We start from the raw sequence: 17,683 nt of genomic DNA, 5'->3' as shown, positions 1-17,683 counted from the left end.
GCTCCTCGCCATGACGAACGCGGTGTCATGTCATTCTCCCGTCCCCGGCAATCGGTCGGCGAGCGCGAGCGTGGCCAGCCGCATCGATTCCATGACGTTGGCGAGCCCGCGGAGTTCCACGAGCAGTGCGCGGCGCGCGCGCAATCCGTCAGGGGTCGCGGTTTCCGCCAGCCCCATATGGCGCATCTGCGACAGGGCGTTGGCGAAGAGCAATTTTCCGATCGACGCTTCGCTGCTGATCCGGCGCAAGAGCCAGGCCTGCCGCCCCTCGATCAGCGCGGCGTCGAGCAGCGCCTTTTCATCGACCGGATCGCCGGGGCGCGCGCGCGCCAGAATGTCGGCAACGACCGAATAGGCCTCGGCAAAGGGTAGCAGGATCGCATGGCCGACCATCGGCTGACAGCGGCGAATGAGCTGCGCAACGCCGCGGTCGCCGCTCGCCAGTCGCTTGGCCCAGGCAGGGTCGATGCGCGCAAGTTCGGCCTCCAGCGCGGCCAGATGTTCGCCGCGCGGCGGGTAGAAGAATTCGAATTTGAACAGATCGCGCAGCCGGTCGATCCGCGCCCAGAAGGCGGCGGTCGAATCCTTGCTGTCGGCATCGCGCAGCTCGAACAGCGCCAGCTCGATCATCGCGCGGTCGAGGAAATGATGCGCGATGATGTTGCGATAATAGCTCGCCATCGGATGCTTGGCGGGGTCGATCGAATAGACGGTCTCGCTGCCGGCCTCGAACCGCGTGAGCAGGCCGCCCTCGACGAGCGTGTCGAGCGTCGCCGCGAGCGCCGCGGCGTCGCCGCCTTCGAGCTCGCGGCTGAGGCGGATGCCGCGCTCGCGCGCCCAGGCGGTGATGCGCGCGATCGTCGCGATCATCTCTGCCTCGGTCACGCCGCGCGGCGCGGTGCCGAGCAGGATGAGGCACATAACCGAGGTGACGGTAAGCGGGGTGACGCGGTTCGCCTCGACCGCGACAGCGAAGGCGATACGCTCCAGCGCGCGCCGGTCGTCGGGGGCCGGGGCCTCCGGAATGACGACGGGATCGCCGATGTCGAGACGGATGCGCCCCGACGGTTCCTTGAGGCTCTTCATATAGCCGATGAACCAGGCGAGGCTTTCAGGTTTCTTGGTCCGCCCGGTCTGTTCCGCGGCATATTCCTCGACATCGCGGATCAGGTCGAAACTGGTGACGAAGGGCACGAAATGCACCCCCTGCGTCCCGGTCGCGTGCGCGGCGTCGAGGACATATTTCATCAGGCCATATTTAGGCGGCATCAGCTTGCCGAGGCGCGAGCGAGTCCCTTCAAAGGCCCAGGACAGCGGGAAGCGCTTGGCGAGCAGCCAGGCGATGTAGTGGCGCAGCACCAGCTTGTAGACCGGCTGATCCTGAAAGCTGCGGCGAATGAAAATCATTCCCGAGCGGCGGAAGAACTGGCCCATGATCGCGAAGTCGAGATTGGCGCCGCCGAAACTGTGCAGCATCGGCAGGTCATTTTCATAGGCGAGGCGGCTGGGGGTCGCGCCGTCGATATAGGTTTTATGCGTGAACAGGATCGCGGTCGGATGTTCGCGCAGCACCGAGCGCAGCTTTGCAAGCTCGGCCGCGTCGACCTCCATCTCGGGCGCATAGCCGCCGAACATCATCCGGTCGAGCCGCGCGCGCAGGTCGAGGAACAGCGCACTGGGGGTCGCGATGACCTCCTTCATCAGCGGGCGCGCCTCGCGGTAGAGATCGGCGACGGGACGGCCGAGCTGGCCGGCAAGATCGGCAAGCGCGGCGCGGAATTTGGGGTTGGTACGCAGCGAGTCGGCAACGAAGCGTGGCACCTTGTAGCGGCTGCCGCGGATGCCGCGTTCGGCGACGTCGAGCGCGAGCCCCGCCTGCCGCGCGACGAAGCCCGCAAACTCGCTGCTCCCCTCCTCGCAGCCGTCACCGCCTCCGGTCTGCGCAAGATAGCGTGCCTTCAGCTCGGTCTGCGTTGCCGCTTCGCCGACAAGGATCTGCGCCCGGCGCCGGTCGCGCCACAGGATGAACCGCGCGCGCAGCGGCCCCGGCCGGCGCGGGTCGCCGAAGATCAGATGCCGAAATTTCAGCGCGCGATCGCGCTCGAAACCGGGGATGCGCCACGCGACGCGCAGCGGCACCACCCTGCGCGCAGGATCGCCCGCCAGCCGCGCCTTGAGCGCGTCGAGGTCGAGGGCATGATCGTCGTCGGCGATCGCGAGGCTGACCCACATCGGCGCCCCTTCCCCGCCCGGATCGACCGAGGTCGCATGGATCCAGTCGAGCAAAATCTGCCGCTCGATCCGGTTGCGCGCGTCGATGATGTAAAGCCGGTCGGCCACCTGCTCCGCGACGAATTCGCTGCGGGGCGTGCCGTCGGCCATGGCCTTAAACCACCGTCATTGCGAGGAGCGAAGCGACGCAGCAATCCAGCGTGGCGTAACCCGCCCTGGATTGCTTCGCTTCGCTCGCAATGACGAGGTGAAACATGGGCTAGGCCTTCTTTGCCTTTCGGGGCGTCGGCTTTTTCTTGGCGGGAGGCTTCTTGGTAGCCGCCTTCTTCGGCGCTTTTTCGGGTTTTGCCGTGGGCGCCGCCTCCTTCGCAACCGATTCCGCGACCGTCTCCTCGGGCTGGCCGAGGGTGCGCAGGAACATGTTGCGCACGTCGCGAACATGGGCGTTCAGCGTCTTCACCTGCCAATCGGACGTTTCGACCGGCGGCAGGACGGTGACGCGCACCGTCGCGGGGCGCATCACGAATTCGTTCTTCGGCGCGACGTCGGTCGCATTGTGGATGACGATCGGGACGATCGGCACGCCCGCCTGCATCGCAAGGTGGAAGGCGCCCTTTTTGAAAGGCTCGAGCTTCGGCGTCAGGCTGCGCGTCCCTTCGGGGGCGATGCAGATCGACTTGCCTTCCTTTTGAATGGCCTCGACCAGCGGTTCCATCGCCTTGATCGCGCTCTTGCCGTCGGCGCGGTCGACGAAGACGGTACCGCCCCATTCCATCAGCTTCCCCAATATGGGGATGTCCTTGATCTCCTTCTTCCCTACCCCGCCCATGTCGCGGCGGATGAGCTTGGCGAGGATCATCACGTCCGCCTTGCTCTGGTGGTTGAAGATGAAGATGCACGGGCGCGACGACCACAGGTGGCGTTCGTCTTCGACCTCGAGTTCGACGCCGGTGATCGCGGTGGCGAAATCGCCGAACAGCCCCATCGAGAAATTGACCGCCTCGCGCTGCGAGCGGGTGAGCGCCCAGATCGGCAGGCCGGCAGCGAAAGCGCCGATCAGCGAGCCGGTGGCGTAGATGGTACGCGTATAGTCGACCCAGGAGGGCGTGCCGCGGCTCGCAAAGCGCTGCACCGGCCAGTTTCGCTCGTCGGCGATCGCCTTCAATTTCATATTGGGATTGAGCGGCCGCGGTTTGCCGACGCGTTCGAGCAGTTCGATGTCGTCGTCGCTGTCCGAATAGAAATAGCTCTGATCGAGGTCGAGACCATATTCCGCCGCCAGTTCCTCGGCGGCGATCACCTTGCCCTCGCCGAAGCAGAGCGGGCGGATGATGTCGCCGGTGAACACGCCGTCCTCAATCTCATAGGCCGAGCATTTGATGTCGGATATGCCAAGGTCGCGCGCGGTCGGTTCGATCTGGTAGATCGTTGCCGATGAAATGATCGCGACGCGGTGTCCCTTGGCCTGATGCGCCTCAATGATCGCGCGCGTCTCGGGATAGATTTTGCGCGCGATATGCTTTTTGTAGAGTTCTTCGCCGAACTGGACGAATCTTTCCTCTTCGACGCCCTTCATGAATTTGGCGGCGCCGCTCATCAGCCCCGAAAAGCCGATCGCGCCCAGGCTGTGCTGCGCGATGACATTGGCGGTCTCGGCGATCTCCTCGACCGACATTTCGCGGCGCTGCAGCTTTTCGCGCAGCATCGCGGTCGCCGAATAGCCGGCGATGATCGTTCCGTCGAAATCGAAGAGCGCGGCGATATGCGATCCGGGTTCGGACGCGAGAACTTCTTCCAAATGCGGCTGCGGCCTTGGCACGCGCATCTCCCCCACTGGCGGCTGTACCGCCTTATCCCTGCACGATGACAGGTAAAATGGGGTTAATCAATGGCGCGAAAGAGTGAGCGCCCGTCCCAATTTCGTCATACCGGCGAAGGCCGGGGTCTCGCCGGTGCGGAAGGATGCCGGGTTGAGACCCCGGCCTTCGCCGGGGTGACAATCAGGGTTTGAACGCCGATGCCTCGCGCGCGAGTGTCTCGATCCGGGCCGGATCGAGCGGCCCCGCGGGGACGACCCAGCTACCGCCGACGCACAGCACCGGATCCAGCGCCAGCCATTCGGGTGCTGTCGCGGCGGTGATGCCGCCGGTGGGGCAGAAGCGCGCCTGCCCGAACGGCCCCGCGAGCGCCTTGAGCGCAGGGATGCCGCCGCTCGTCGCGGCCGGGAAGAATTTGAAATGCGAAAGGCCAAGATCCATGCCGCGCATGATGTCGCCGGCATTGGCCGTACCCGGAAGGAAGGGAATGCCGCTCGCGACCGCCGCCTCGCCGAGATTGTCGGTCAGCCCCGGCGAGACGATGAATTCGGCGCCCGCATGGATCGCGCCCGCCAGCATCGCGGGATCGAGGACGGTACCGGCGCCGACGACCGCGCCCGGCACCGCCTTCATCGCCGCGATCGCGGCAAGCGCGGCGGGGGTGCGCAGCGTGACCTCGAGCACTGGCAGACCGCCCGCGACGAGCGCCTCGGCCATCGGGACGGCGTCCTCGACGCGGTCGATGACGATCACCGGGATGACGGGGGCTAGCGCCATGATCTGGTCGATGGACTTGTCGGTCATTCTGTTTCCTTCGTCGCCCCCGCGAAGGCGGGGGCCGTTGGCAAGGGTGGCGCTAGGCCGATAGCGGCCCCCGCCTTCGCGGGGGCGACGGCTTAGGTGACGGTCTCCATCGCTGCCAGCACCGCCGACCCGCCCTTCTCCGCCTCGTCGGCGTGGTGACGGAACAGCGCGAACAGCTCGCGCCCGACGCCGAGTGCGGGCGGCGGGGCGATGGCGGGCGTCCGCGCGGCCCATTCAGCAGGATCAACGAGCGCCGTCACCTCGCCCTTTACCGCGCAGACGTGCACCATGTCGCCGTCCTGCAAACAGGCGAGCGGGCCGCTGATCCCGTCGGGGCCGGGCAGCGCCTCGGGCGAGAGGTGGATCACCGCAGGCACCTTGCCGCTCGCCCCCGACATGCGGCCGTCGGTGAGCAGCGCGACGCGGTAGCCGCGGTCCTGCAGCACGCCGAGCGCCGGGGTGAGCTTGTGGAGTTCGGGCATGCCGTTGGCGCGCGGCCCCTGGAAGCGCACGACGACGACGCAGTCGCGGTCGAGTTCGCCCGCCTTGAATGCAGCGAGCACCTGATCCTGATCGTCGAAGAGGCGCGCCGGGGCTTCGATCGTCCAGCGATCCGGGGCAACCGCGCTCGTCTTGATGATCGCGCGGCCGAGATTGCCCGACAGCAGCCGCATGCCCCCGTCGGGCGAAAAAGGCGCGGAAACGGGACGCAGCATCGTATCGTCGCGCGACGTTTCGGGTGCGGCCTCCCAATGAAGCGCATCGTCGACCAGCACCGGCTGTCCCGAATAATCGGCCATTGACCCGCCCACCGTGAGCACATCGCCGTGGAGCAGTCCGGCGCCGAGCAGTTCGCGCACGACATAGCCGATCCCGCCCGCGGCGTGGAAATTGTTCACATCGCCCGCGCCATTCGGATAGACGCGCGCGAGCAGCGGCACGGCGTGGCTCAGTTCGTCGAAATCCTGCCAGTCGATGATGATGCCCGCCGCGCGCGCGATCGCCGGCAGGTGGATGGCATGGTTGGTCGAACCGCCGGTCGCGAGCAGGCCGATCGCGGCATTGACGATTGCCTTTTCATCGACGCAGCGCGCGAGCGGGCGATAATCGTCGCCGGTCCAGCCGATTTCGGTCAGCCGGCGCGTCGCCGCACGGGTCAGTTCCTGCCGCAGCTTGGTGCCCGGATTGACGAAGGCACTGCCGGGAATGTGCAGCCCCATCAATTCCATCATCATCTGGTTGGAATTGGCGGTGCCATAGAAGGTACAGGTGCCCGCGCCATGATAGCTGGCCGCCTCCGCCTCGAGCAGCGCGTCGCGGCCGACCTTGCCCTCGGCATATAGCTGACGGACGCGGACCTTTTCCTTGTTCGCGAGGCCCGACGGCATCGGCCCGGCCGGGATGAGGATCGTGGGCAGATGGCCGAAACGCAGCGCGCCGATGAGCAGGCCGGGAACGATCTTGTCGCAGATGCCGAGCAGCAACGCGCCCTCGAACATCGCGTGGCTAAGCGCAATCGCGGTGCCCTGCGCGATATTGTCGCGGCTGAACAGCGACAGGTCCATGCCCGCCTGTCCCTGCGTCACCCCGTCGCACATTGCGGGAACGCCGCCCGCGACCTGCGCCGTCGCACCGGCTTCACGCGCGAAAATCTTGATCTGTTCGGGGTAGCGGCCATAGGGCTGATGCGCCGACAGCATGTCATTATAGGCGGTGACGATGCCGATATTCATCTCGGCGCCCGCGCGGATCGCGGGCTTGTCCTCGCCCGACGCCGCGAAGCCATGCGCAAGGTTGCCGCACGACAGATTGCCGCGATTGGTTCCGGCCTCGCGCTGACGCTGCATCAGATCGAGGTAGGCGGCGCGGCGCTGGGCGCTGCGGCGAGTGATGCGGTCGGTGACGGCGGCGATCGTGGGGTGGAGGGTGGTCATATTTACCTCGTCACCCCGGCGAAGGCCGGGGTCTCACCGTTGCAGCAAAATGCGAGGTCGAGATCCCGGCCTTCGCCGGGATGACGATCAAAAAAACTAGTCATGCCAGCTCGCTCCGTCGCGTTCGATGAGCGCGATCGCGCTCGACGGCCCCCAGCTTCCCGCGGTGTAGGTCTGCGGCGCCAGATCGACCGACGCCCAGGCATCGCGGATCGAATCGATCCATTCCCACTGCGCCTCGACCTCGTCGCGGCGCACGAACAGCGTCTGATCGCCCTCGATGAAGTCCAGCAGCAGCCGTTCATAGGCGATGCGCCGCCGCTCGCCCTCGAAACTGTGCGAGAGCGACACGTCGAGCGTGACCTCTTTGAGCTTCACCCCGTCGCGGTCGAGCCCCGGCTGCTTCGCCATCACCTTGACCCGGATATTCTCTTCGGGCTGCAGGTTGATGATCATGCTGTTGGCGTCGAGCCGGCCCGCGCCGACGCGCGCGAAGATATTATGCGGCACCGGCTTGAACTGGATCAGCACCTCCGACTTGCGCTGCGGCATCCGTTTGCCGGTGCGCAGGTAAAAGGGCACGCCCTTCCAGCGCCAATTGTCGATATAGGCCTTGAGCGCAACGAAGGTTTCGGTGTTCGACGGATGGCCCAGCTCGTCGGCATAGCCCGCGACCGCCGCGCCGTTCACCGCGCCGCTCGTGTACTGACCCTTGACGCTGTGCGCCTTGACATCGTCGGCGCGCATCTTGCGCAAGGACCGCAGCAGCTTGACCTTTTCGTCGCGCACCGCGGTCGCCGAGACGCTCGCCGGCGGCTCCATCGCGATGATCGCGAGAAGCTGGAGCATATGGTTCTGCACCATATCCTTCAATGCACCGACGCCATCATAATAGGAGACGCGGCCTTCGAGGCCGACGGTTTCCGCCACGGTGATCTGGACATGGTCAATCGCCTGCGCGTTCCACAGGGGTTCGAACAGCATATTCGCGAAACGCAGCGCGAGCAGGTTCTGGACCGTTTCCTTGCCCAGATAATGGTCGATGCGGAAAACGCGATCCTCGGCAAAGGCGCTGCCGACCTGTTCGTTGACCGCACGCGACGAGGCGAGATCGTGGCCGATGGGCTTTTCCATCGCGATCCGGCATTCGGCGCAGGCGATCCCGGCGGCGGCAAGACCCTGCGCGATCGGGCCGAACATCGACGGCGGGGTCGACAGATAGGCGCCGATCGGACGGTTCATCCGGTCACCGAGCATTTCGGCCAGCCGGTCGTACCCCGTCCCCGCGCCGGCATCGACCGCGCAATAGTCGATCCGGTCCAAGAAGGCGGCGATCACCCTTTCGTCGATGCGATCGCCCGCGAGATGGTCGTCGAGCGCGGCGCGCACCATCGCGTGCGCCCCTGCCCGGTCCATCTGCGAGCGGCCCGAGGCGACGATCGTCATCGCATCGTCGAGCAGCCCGTCCATGTGCAGATTGTAGAGCGAGGGGAAGAGCATGCGATGGGCAAGATCGCCCGTCGCCCCGAACAGCACCAATGTTTCGACTTTGACGCTCACAAATATCCCCTTGGATAACGGACAGGGACGGTGGCGAAAGCCCCTGGCGATTGCAACGCGCATACGTAAGCCGCATAGCTTTGCATCGCCATTGGCAAGCCGCCCGCTTCTGGCATAGGAACGCGCCATGACCGACGCGCCCATCCCCTATGATGTCATCGTGATTGGCGGCGGCGTCAATGGGGCCGGCGTCGCGCGCGATGCCGCGGGGCGCGGGGCGCGGGTGCTGCTGATCGAACAGGGCGATCTGGCGCAGGGCACCTCCTCGGCCTCGACCAAGCTGATCCACGGCGGGCTGCGCTATCTGGAGCATTATGAATTCGGCCTGGTGCGCGAGGCATTGGCCGAGCGCGAGATATTGTGGGGCATCGCACCGCACATCATCTGGCCGATGCGCTTTGTCCTCCCCTATCGCGACGGTCTGCGCCCGCGTTGGCTGCTGCGGCTCGGCCTGTTCCTCTATGACCATATCGGCGGACGCCGGAAATTGCCGCCGACGCGGTCGATCGACCTGGCGCGGCATCCGGCGGGCGCGCCGCTGCAGCCGCAATATGCCAAGGGTTTCGAATATTCGGACGGCTGGGTCGACGATGCGCGGTTGGTGACGCTGAACGCGCGCGACGCCGCCGACCGCGGGGCGCGGATCAAGACGCGCACCCGCGCCGACCTGATGCGCGTCGAGGACGGGTTATGGGTGGTCGAGGCGACCGGCGCGAACGGCCAAGCCTATCGCTTTACGGGCCGCAGTCTTGTCAACGCCGCCGGCCCCGCCGTGCTCGACCTGCTGCGCCGCGCCGCCGCGCCGCCCGATTATCAGATGCGGCTGGTGCGCGGATCGCACATCGTGGTGCGCAAGCTGTTCGACCATGATTTCGCCTATTTCTTCCAGCTTCCCGACGGACGCATCTTTTTCGCCATCCCCTATGAGCGCGATTTCACGCTGATCGGGACGACCGACCAGGATCATAAGGGATCGCTGGCCGACGTGCATGCAAGTGCCGAGGAAATCGCCTATCTGTGCGAGGGAGCGAACCAGTATTTCGCCGCGCAGATCGGCCCCGACGATGTCTTGTGGACCTATTCGGGGGTGCGGCCGCTGGTCGAGGACGGATCGGGCAAGCCCGAGGCGGCAACGCGCGGATACCGCATCGACCTTGACCTGGAAGAAGGCGCGCCGCTGCTCACCATCTATGGCGGCAAGATCACCAGCTACCGCCATGTCGCCGAACATGCGGTAGACGATCTGGCGGCGCATGTCGCCGCGCTGACCGGGGCGCGCTGGACCGCCGGCGCGCCGCTCCCCGGCGGCGATTTTCGGACCGACGGCGCGGCGGCGCTGAAGGCCGACTATCGGCTTGCCCACCCCTTCCTCTCAGCCGCGACGGTCGACCGCATCGTCAAGGCCTATGGCACCGACGCGCGGGCGTGGCTCGGTACGGCCGAAAACTGGGACGATCTGGGCGGCGAGATCGCGCACGGGCTGTCGGCTGCCGAAATCCGCTGGATGATCGACCGCGAATGGGCGCAGACGAGCGACGACATTTTGTGGCGGCGTAGCAAGCTGGGGCTGCATTTCACCGCCGAGGACATCAAGCGGCTCGATGCTTTTCTGGACGGCATCGCCGTCAAGCCCGCGCTTCCCGAGTAAGCGCCCTTTAGATTCCAGTTTTTCCGCATTTTCTGAATCGTCAGGTAATTCCACCTGACTGGAAAATGCTCTAGGCCCCAGCGGCGATCGCCAACGCATCGGCGCCCGCCGGAAAATGGCTGCGGCCCGTCCGGTCGTGCACCGCGTCCCACACCGCCGCGGCGACGTCGGCCTCGGTCGTGAAGAGCGCGGACTGCGCCATGCCAGCAAGGATCGGCGCAGCATGGCTGCCATAGGGTTCGGGCAGCACGTCGGCGAGCGCAACATCGGTGTTCGCGGTAAAGGCGGTGGTGGGGCCATAGCCCGGCTCGACGAGTTTCACCCCGATACCCAGCGGTTCGAGTTCGTGCGCGAGGCTGCCGGTGAAGCCCTGGATCGCGGTCTTGCTGCCCGTATAGGCGGCGGCATAAGGGAAAGAGGCGAGCGTCGCCGACGAGGTGACGTTGACGATCGTTCCCGACCGGCGTTCGCGCATCTGCGGGATCACCGCCTGCGTCATGGCGATGGTGCCGAGGCTGTTGGTGGCATAGACGTCGCGGATGCGACGCAGCGGCGAATGTTCGAGCGCGCCGAACAGGCCGATCCCCGCATTGTTGACGAGAACGTCGATCGGCCCGGCAGCGGCGACGGCGGCGGCGATGCTATCGTCATCGGTCACGTCGAGCGGCAGCAGGCGAAGCCGCGCCGAAGGTTCGAGCGGCGCGGCGGCCGGGTTGCGCATCGTCGCGATCACGGTCCAGCCGCCCGCATGAAAATGGCGTGCGGTTTCGAGGCCATAGCCCGACGAGCAGCCGGTGATCAGAATCCGTTTCATCATTCTTCCTTTCATCAGGGTGATGGAAAGGATCTAGGCAGAGAACGCGATACGATCTATAATGTGAAATCCGCAATTTATTACAGATAGTCCGGATATGGCCGACCCACTCTCCGATCTTATCGCGCTGCTGCGCCCCAGCACGGTCTTCGCGAAAGGGATCGGCGGACGCGGGCAGTGGGCGGTGCGCTATTCATCCTTCGGCGACCTGAGCTTTTGCACGGTGCTGCAAGGTCGCTGCCGGTTGACGGTCGATGGCGCCGATCCGGTCACGCTGATTGCCGGCGATTTCGTGCTGTTGCCTGCGACGCCGGGCTTCACCATGTCGGCCATCGACGCAGGGGCTACCTGCGATCCGGTCATGATCGATCCCCATGACACCACCGGATTTTCGGGCGAGATGCGGCATGGCGAGCCCGACGGTGAGCCCGATGTCCGGATGCTCGGCGGCTATTTCGCCTTTGCCTCGCCCGACGCCGGCCTGCTGGTATCGCAGCTTCCCGCCCTGATCCATCTGCGCGGAGCCGAGCGGCTGGCGGCGCTGGTGCAGATGGTGCGCAGCGAAGCGGACGGCGACAGGCCGGGGCGCGATCTGGTGCTCGCGCGGCTGGTCGAGATACTGCTGGTCGAGGCGCTACGCGCTGCGGGCGGTGACGAGGCGCCGCCGGGGATGCTACGCGGCCTCGGCGACCCGCGGCTGGCGAGCGCGATCCGCTGCATCCACGATGCCCCCGCGCACGTCTGGACGGTCGCGGCGCTTGCGCAGGAAGCGGCGCTGTCGCGATCGGCCTTTTTCGACCGTTTCGCGCGCACCGTCGGCGTGCCGCCGATGGAGTATGTGCAAAGCTGGCGCATGAGCCTGGCCAAGGACATGTTGCGCCGCCGCGCGGGCAAGATCGACGAAATCGCCGAGCGTGTGGGCTATGGGTCGGCGAGCGCGTTCAGCACCGCCTTTGCGCGCGCGGTGGGCGTGCCGCCGCGGCGCTTTGCAATGACGGCCGGCTAGCGCGGTTTGCGCGTCGGCTTTGCGGCCTTGCGCGCCGCTTCGTCGCGCAGCCTGTTCTCGCGCTCGGCCAGTTCTTCGAATCGGCAGAGCGGAATTGGTGCGGGCGGTTTCTTCTTGTCGGTCATCCTGCTCTCGTCGCCGCGGACCTGATCCGGGGTCCATGCGAGCTTGCGCCGCGAATGGATGCCGGATCAAGTCCGGCATGACGAAAATATGGCGTTACGCCGCCTCGGCTTCCGCACCCACCGGCAGGCGGATCATGTAGTCGAAGGCCGACAGCGCCGCCTTCGATCCTTCGCCCATCGCGATCACGATCTGCTTGTAGGGGACGGTCGTGCAATCGCCCGCGGCGAAGATGCCGCGCTGGCTCGTCTCGCCGCGATGGTCGACCTCGACCTCTCCGTGGCGCGACAGGGTGACGCTGTCCTTGAGCCATTCTGTGTTCGGCACGAGGCCGATCTGAACGAAGATGCCTTCGAGTTCGACCTGATGCAGTTCGTCCGAATTGCGGTCCTTATAGGCAAGCCCGGTCACCTTTTCGCCGTCGCCGAGCACTTCGGTGGTCAGCGCCGAGGTAATGATCCGGACATTGGGCAGGCTCGCGAGCTTGCGCTGGAGGACGGCGTCGGCGCGGAGCTGGCTGTCATATTCGATCAGGGTGACGTGCGCGACGATGCCGGCAAGGTCGATCGCCGCCTCGACGCCCGAATTGCCGCCGCCGATCACCGCGACGCGCTTGCCCTTGTAGAGCGGGCCGTCGCAGTGCGGGCAATAGGCGACGCCCTTGTTGCGATAGGCATCCTCGCCCGGCACGCCGAGCTGGCGCCAGCGCGCACCGGTCGAGAGGATCACGGTGCGCGCCTTGAGCGACGCGCCATTGGCAAGCACGACTTCGTGCAACCCGCCCTCGGCCTTTGCCGGGATCAGCTTTTCGGCGCGCTGCAGGTTCATGATGTCGACGTCATAGTCTTTGACGTGGCTCTCAAGCTGCGCGACGAGCTTCGGACCTTCGGTGTGCTGGACTGAAATGAAATTCTCGATCGCCATCGTATCGAGCACCTGCCCGCCGAAGCGTTCGGCCGCGATGCCGGTGCGGATGCCCTTGCGTGCCGCGTAGATCGCGGCCGCGGCGCCCGCGGGGCCGCCGCCGACAACGAGCACGTCGAACGCGTCCTTGGCAGCGATCTTTTCGGCCGCCTTGGCTTCGGCACCGCTGTCGAGCTTCGCGAGGATCTGTTCGAGCTCCATGCGGCCCTGACCGAAATTCTGACCATTCAGGAAGATCGTCGGCACCGCCATGATCTTGCGATCCTCGACCTCGGCCTGGAACAGCCCGCCGTCGATCGCGGTGTGGGTGATGCGCGGGTTGACCACGCTCATCAGGTTCAAGGCCTGCACGATGTCGGGGCAATTCTGGCACGACAGCGAGAAATAGGTTTCGAAGTGGAAGTCGCCGTCGAGCGCCGTCACTTGCTCGAGCACCTCGGCGCTCACCTTCGGCGGGTGGCCGCCGACCTGAAGCAGCGCGAGGACGAGCGAGGTGAATTCATGGCCGAGCGGGATGCCCGCGAAGCGCACCGCGACACGGGCGTCGCTCGCGCGGCGGATCAGGAAGCTGGGCCGGCGCGCATCGTCGTCGGTGCGCGTCACGCTGACCTTGTCCGACAGCGCGGCGATATCGTCGAGGAGCGCCGCCAGCTCGACCGACTTCGCATCGTCGCCGAGTGACGAGAGCAATTCGATCGGTTCACGAAGGTTCGTGAGAAGACCCTGAAGCTGCTGCTTCATATTGGCGTCGAGCATGGGGAAGATTCCTGCCTGGTTTCAAAGAAAATCCGTGTGCTCCCGCGAAGGCGGGAGCCCAGGGCCGTAGAGCGCAAGTGTAGCGAATTAACGCTCTGGGTCCCCGCCTTCGCGGGGACACACGGACGATTATACCTTAGATCTTGCCGACGAGGTCGAGCGAGGGCGCGAGCGTTTCGGCGCCTTCTTCCCACTTGGCGGGGCAGACTTCGCCGGGGTGGCTGACCCAGTACTGCAGCGCCTTGATCTTGCGGAGCAGTTCGGCGGCGTTGCGGCCCACGCCTTCGGGGGTGATTTCCAGAAGCTGGATTTCACCCTGCGGGTCGAGCACGAAGGTGCCGCGGTCGGCAAGGCCGACGCCCTGGCGCAGAACTTCGAAATTGTTCGACAGATTGTGGTTCTGGTCGCCGACCATATAGTAATTGATCTTGCCGATCGCCGGCGAGGTGTCGTGCCACGCCTTGTGGCAGAAATGCGTGTCGGTCGACACCGCGAACACTTCGACGCCCATGTTCTGCAGCGTCGGATAGATGTCGGCGAGGTCTTCGAGCTCGGTCGGGCAGACGAAGGTGAAGTCAGCCGGATAGAAGAAGAAGACGGCCCACTTGCCCTTGACGGTTTCGTCGCTGATTTCGACGAACTTGCCGTCCTTGTACGCGGTCGCGTTGAAGGGCTTGATGGTGGTGTTGAGCACGGACATGGAGAGCCTCCTTTTGTTTGTGGAGCCCCCCCCCCTAGCGATTTATGTTGCAGTGCGGAAATTGGAAATCCGCGCCGCCATGATCGATTTTATCGATCAAAAACGCCTTGAATTGTCAATCTTTCGAACACATGTCGCGCGGCTTGCATCATCGTCAGGACCAGCTTCGCGCCAGCTTCTCCGCCGTCGCGTCGATCGCGCCCGGCCCGGTGTTGCCGACCAGCGCGTAGGACATGTCGCCGCGGCGCCAATAGGCCACCGATTGCGCGCCTTCGCGCACCGCGTCGGGGCGTTCGGGCGCGCCTGAACGCTGGTGCAGCGCAAAGAGCGACAGTGGATCGCCCGCCTGGGTGCGGACCGCGACGAGCAGGGCCGGGCCGCGTTCGGTCGGGAAAAGCTGAACGTCGGTGATCTTCCAGCTCTTCGGCACGCTGGGAATCGCGATATTGGTGGTGCTCGCAATCTCGCGCGCGTCGTAATGCGTCGTTTCGGCCTGCGAATCGAGCTCGGCGCGCATCATCGCGATGCGGTGCGACGAGATGGCATAATCGACATAGGCGGGCGGTCCCTGGGTTGCGACGAACAGCAGCGCGACAACCGCTGCGGCGACCGAGGTGCCGCCGACCGACATCCAGCGACCCCAGCGCCGGGCCGGCTCTGCCAGATCACGGCCGAGCGCCGCGACCGCGGCGGGCATCGCGCGCCTGTCCTGCGCCAGAAGCTGCAAGGCGCTGCGTGCGCCGAGATCGCCCATCACGCGTGCGGCGAGGTCGGGGTTACGGCGCAGATGATCCTCGACGGCGAAACGCCCTTCGACATCGAGTTGCCCGTCGACATAGGCGGTGAGTTCGCTTTCGTTCGGCCCGTCAGTCATCCTGTCCTCCAACCAGTCGCAGCGGCGCGGCGCGGCGCCGTCCGTCCGTGTCCTCGCGTCCATTTTCGAGATCGCGGAGCGCCGCGCGCGCGCGCGCAACGCGCGACATCACCGTTCCGATCGGGACGGCCAGAAGGTCGGCGCATTGCTGATAGCTGAGGCCTTCGACCGCGGTCAGGTGCAGCACCGCGCGATGATGGTCGGGAAGCGCGGCGAAACTGCGCGCGATTTCGCGCAGCCGCGCATGATGTTCCTGCGCCGCGTCGGCCTGCGTCGCGAGCGTATCGGCGAAACGATCGTTGCGCCGCGCTTCGGCCGCGCGGCGGCGGGTGCCCGATACGAAGACATTGTGGACGATCGCGAGCAGCCAGCCGCGGCGATTGCCTTCGGCCCGAAAGGTATCGCGCCGTTCGATCGCGCGCAGCAGCGCATCCTGGACCACATCGTCGGCATCCTGATCGTCGCGCGCGAGCGAGCGTGCATAGCGTCGCATCGCGGCGAGATCGCCATCGATATCGGGATCGGTGTCGCGGCCCTTGCGCATCGAAACTCCTCAGGCGACTCTCGCCAGTGCCGCGACAGTAGCGGTTCCGGCGAGCCGGCCATAGAGCGCCGCGACCCCGGCGAGAATATCGTCCCAGCAATAGCGGTCCGCGGCGACCGCGGCGGCGCGGCGCAGCACCGCGAGCTGCGCGGATTCGTCGATAAGCTGCGCGATCGCATCGGCATAGGCCGCGGCGTCGTGCGGCGGGACCAGCAGGCCGGTGCCGCCATGCACGATCAGCGACGAGGCGCTGGGAACGTCGGCCGACACGACCCCGATCCCCGATGCCATCGCCTCCAGATTGACGTTGCCGAAAGCCTCGGTCACGCTGGGATTGACCAATATGTCGGCGCTGGCCACCGCGCAGCCAAGGTCGGCGCCGGCCAGATGGCCCAGGAAGGCGACATTGGGCAGCCGCCGCGCCAGCCAGTCACGCGCCGGTCCTTCGCCGACGATCATCGGGCGCACATTATAGCCGCGCGCGCGGAGCGCCTCGATCGTGTCGGCAAAGACGCCGAGCCCCTTTTCGAGCACCAGCCGCCCGAAAAATAGCGGCACCACATCGCCGGGTGTATAGCCGAGCCGGGCACGGAAAGCGTTGCTACGCAGCGCGGGATGAAAGGCGGTACGGTCGACCCCGCGCGACCAGATCGACACATTGTCGCGGCCGTAGAGCGCCGCGAATTCGTCGAGGATCGGCGGCGTCGGCAGAAGGATATGATCGGCATCGCCGTAAAAGCGCCGCAGATAGGCCTCCATCGGCCGGCGCAGAAAGCCGAGATGATAATATTCGGGGTAGGTTTCGAAGCGCGTGTGGAGGCTCGCGACTACCGGAATGCCCGCGGCCCGCGCATATTTTTGTGCCTGGCGGCCCAAGATATCGGGCGCCGAGAGATGGACGATATCCGGGGCAAATGCCTCGAGGTCGGCGCGGGCAGCGCCCGTGAAGCCAAGCGCGAGGCGATATTCGGGGCGCCCCGGGATGCTCGCCGAGCGCACCGAGACAATATCGCCGACCGATTCGAACGCCTTCGTCGGCGCGGTCGGCGAATAGATGCGGACCGCCATTCCTGCGCGATCGAGCAGATAGGCGACGAGGCGGTTGAGCGCCCGATTGGCGCCGTCGCGCACGCAGTCGTAATTGCCCGAGAAGAGCGCGATGCGCAGCGGCCGGCCGGCGGGCGAACGCCCCGCGACCCGCCCCGATTCCAGAACATGCTTCATGCCCGGTTTACGCCCCCGCGGCGCGGCTTATTCCATCGGCGCGCTCGGCACGCTAAGATTATGGCTACAAAGGAGAGACGGAGATGATCGGACTGTTCGCGGCGATTTCGGCGGCACTGGCGGTCGCGGCGGGTGCCTTCGGGGCGCATGGCGCGGCGGGACCCCAGGAGGCCGACTGGCTGCGCACCGGCGGTCTGTATCAACTGGTCCACGCGGTTGCGGCGCTCGCGATCATTGGGACCGCACGCGGCCCGGCGATCATGCTGCTGATCGGCGGCGGACTTTTTGCCGTCACCCTCTATGCGATGGCGCTCGGCGGGCCGCGCTGGCTGGGCGCCGTCACACCCGTGGGCGGCACCCTGCTGATCGCCGGCTGGCTGTGGGCCGCGTGGCTCTACTGGCGCAGCTGATCGTCAGCCTGTGATCAGTTCCTTGAGGGGTGTGTCGGTATCGGCGAGCTGTTCGGGGGTTGCGGCGGTGCCGGCGGTGACGAGCATGCGGCCCTGGACATAATCCTTGGTCGCGTTGACGCAGTCGAGCGCGATGACCTTGCCGGCTTTCAGGTAGACGACCGAGAAGCTGCGGCTGGCGGGATCGCCGCGCAGCACCGCCTGGTCGTGGCCCGTCGACAGCCCGGCGGTCTGGAGCTTGAGGTCATATTGGTTCGACCAGAACCAGGGGATGGCATGATAGGGCGCCTCGGCGCCGCAGATGCCCTTGGCC

The 17,683-nt window shown here is 66.1% G+C and carries 16 protein-coding genes; 3 read left to right on the top strand and 13 right to left on the bottom strand.

Annotated features, from left to right (window positions below; translation table 11 throughout):
• Nucleotides 1-30 precede the first annotated feature (30 nt).
• The 5 genes from STE01S_RS16885 to zwf all read right to left on the bottom strand — a co-directional run bounded on the left by STE01S_RS16885 (nucleotide 31) and on the right by zwf (nucleotide 8,287).
• Nucleotides 31-2,382 carry a glycerol-3-phosphate 1-O-acyltransferase gene (locus STE01S_RS16885; protein ID WP_062769871.1) on the bottom strand — a complete coding sequence of 784 codons (2,352 nt, stop codon included), beginning with the start codon at nucleotides 2,380-2,382 and terminating at the stop codon, nucleotides 31-33.
• Nucleotides 2,383-2,491: 109 nt separating this feature from the next.
• Nucleotides 2,492-4,030: an HAD-IB family hydrolase gene (locus STE01S_RS16880; protein ID WP_255266002.1), complete on the bottom strand. Its 1,539-nt coding sequence runs from the start codon at nucleotides 4,028-4,030 to the stop codon at nucleotides 2,492-2,494.
• A 202-nt stretch (nucleotides 4,031-4,232) separates the two neighbouring features.
• A complete protein-coding gene (gene eda / locus STE01S_RS16875) occupies nucleotides 4,233-4,853 on the bottom strand; it encodes a bifunctional 4-hydroxy-2-oxoglutarate aldolase/2-dehydro-3-deoxy-phosphogluconate aldolase (RefSeq protein WP_062769865.1) in 621 nt (206 codons plus the stop codon).
• 92 nt (nucleotides 4,854-4,945) lie between these two features.
• A complete protein-coding gene (edd, locus tag STE01S_RS16870) occupies nucleotides 4,946-6,787 on the bottom strand; it encodes a phosphogluconate dehydratase (RefSeq protein WP_062769862.1) in 1,842 nt (613 codons plus the stop codon).
• Nucleotides 6,788-6,883: 96 nt separating this feature from the next.
• Complete coding sequence (gene zwf / locus STE01S_RS16865) at nucleotides 6,884-8,287, bottom strand: glucose-6-phosphate dehydrogenase (protein WP_051066284.1); 1,404 nt, start codon at nucleotides 8,285-8,287, stop codon at nucleotides 6,884-6,886.
• A gap of 187 nt (nucleotides 8,288-8,474) precedes the next feature.
• Between zwf and glpD the strand changes: the two genes are divergently transcribed.
• Entirely contained in the window at nucleotides 8,475-9,995 is a 1,521-nt protein-coding gene (glpD, locus tag STE01S_RS16860) for a glycerol-3-phosphate dehydrogenase (RefSeq protein ID WP_062769859.1), read from the top strand.
• A gap of 70 nt (nucleotides 9,996-10,065) precedes the next feature.
• Here the strand turns inward: glpD and STE01S_RS16855 are convergent, their stop codons facing one another.
• On the bottom strand, nucleotides 10,066-10,809 hold the full coding sequence (locus tag STE01S_RS16855; RefSeq protein WP_062769956.1) for an SDR family oxidoreductase: 744 nt from the start codon (nucleotides 10,807-10,809) through the stop codon (nucleotides 10,066-10,068).
• Nucleotides 10,810-10,906: 97 nt separating this feature from the next.
• Here STE01S_RS16855 and STE01S_RS16850 point away from each other — a divergent pair, with 97 nt between their 5' ends.
• Entirely contained in the window at nucleotides 10,907-11,815 is a 909-nt protein-coding gene (locus STE01S_RS16850) for an AraC family transcriptional regulator (RefSeq protein ID WP_062769856.1), read from the top strand.
• Here the strand turns inward: STE01S_RS16850 and STE01S_RS20890 are convergent.
• From STE01S_RS20890 to STE01S_RS16825, 6 genes are all read right to left on the bottom strand, one after another.
• Complete coding sequence (locus STE01S_RS20890; protein WP_255266001.1) at nucleotides 11,812-11,940, bottom strand: hypothetical protein; 129 nt, start codon at nucleotides 11,938-11,940, stop codon at nucleotides 11,812-11,814. The two genes, STE01S_RS16850 and STE01S_RS20890, sit on opposite strands and share 4 nt — an antisense overlap.
• 94 nt (nucleotides 11,941-12,034) lie before the next feature.
• Nucleotides 12,035-13,618 (bottom strand): alkyl hydroperoxide reductase subunit F, encoded by a 1,584-nt coding sequence (gene ahpF / locus STE01S_RS16845; protein WP_062769853.1) that lies wholly within the window; start codon nucleotides 13,616-13,618, stop codon nucleotides 12,035-12,037.
• A 136-nt stretch (nucleotides 13,619-13,754) separates the two neighbouring features.
• Entirely contained in the window at nucleotides 13,755-14,318 is a 564-nt protein-coding gene (gene ahpC / locus STE01S_RS16840; protein ID WP_062769850.1) for an alkyl hydroperoxide reductase subunit C, read from the bottom strand.
• 154 nt (nucleotides 14,319-14,472) lie between these two features.
• The gene (locus STE01S_RS16835; RefSeq protein WP_062769847.1) at nucleotides 14,473-15,192 is read right to left on the bottom strand and encodes an anti-sigma factor family protein; all 720 of its coding nucleotides are present in this window, start codon (nucleotides 15,190-15,192) and stop codon (nucleotides 14,473-14,475) included.
• Nucleotides 15,185-15,736: a sigma-70 family RNA polymerase sigma factor gene (locus STE01S_RS16830; RefSeq protein WP_062769844.1), complete on the bottom strand. Its 552-nt coding sequence runs from the start codon at nucleotides 15,734-15,736 to the stop codon at nucleotides 15,185-15,187. The genes STE01S_RS16835 and STE01S_RS16830 overlap by 8 nt, the downstream gene beginning before the upstream one ends.
• Nucleotides 15,737-15,745: 9 nt before the next feature.
• Nucleotides 15,746-16,960 carry a glycosyltransferase family 4 protein gene (locus STE01S_RS16825; protein ID WP_062769842.1) on the bottom strand — a complete coding sequence of 405 codons (1,215 nt, stop codon included), beginning with the start codon at nucleotides 16,958-16,960 and terminating at the stop codon, nucleotides 15,746-15,748.
• Between the two features lie 83 nt (nucleotides 16,961-17,043).
• Between STE01S_RS16825 and STE01S_RS16820 the strand changes: the two genes are divergently transcribed.
• Entirely contained in the window at nucleotides 17,044-17,370 is a 327-nt protein-coding gene (locus STE01S_RS16820; protein WP_062769839.1) for a DUF423 domain-containing protein, read from the top strand.
• A 3-nt stretch (nucleotides 17,371-17,373) separates the two neighbouring features.
• Here STE01S_RS16820 and STE01S_RS16815 read toward each other — a convergent pair.
• Nucleotides 17,374-17,683, bottom strand: a 310-nt coding sequence (locus tag STE01S_RS16815; protein ID WP_303745191.1) for an oxidoreductase C-terminal domain-containing protein, incomplete at its 5' end; no start/stop codon positions are given.

It is taken from the genome of Sphingopyxis terrae subsp. terrae NBRC 15098 (assembly GCF_001598815.1).
Taxonomy (GTDB): domain Bacteria; phylum Pseudomonadota; class Alphaproteobacteria; order Sphingomonadales; family Sphingomonadaceae; genus Sphingopyxis; species Sphingopyxis terrae.
The sequence above is the reverse complement of the archived record's forward strand: the minus strand, read 5'-3'. Positions and strand labels throughout refer to the sequence as shown.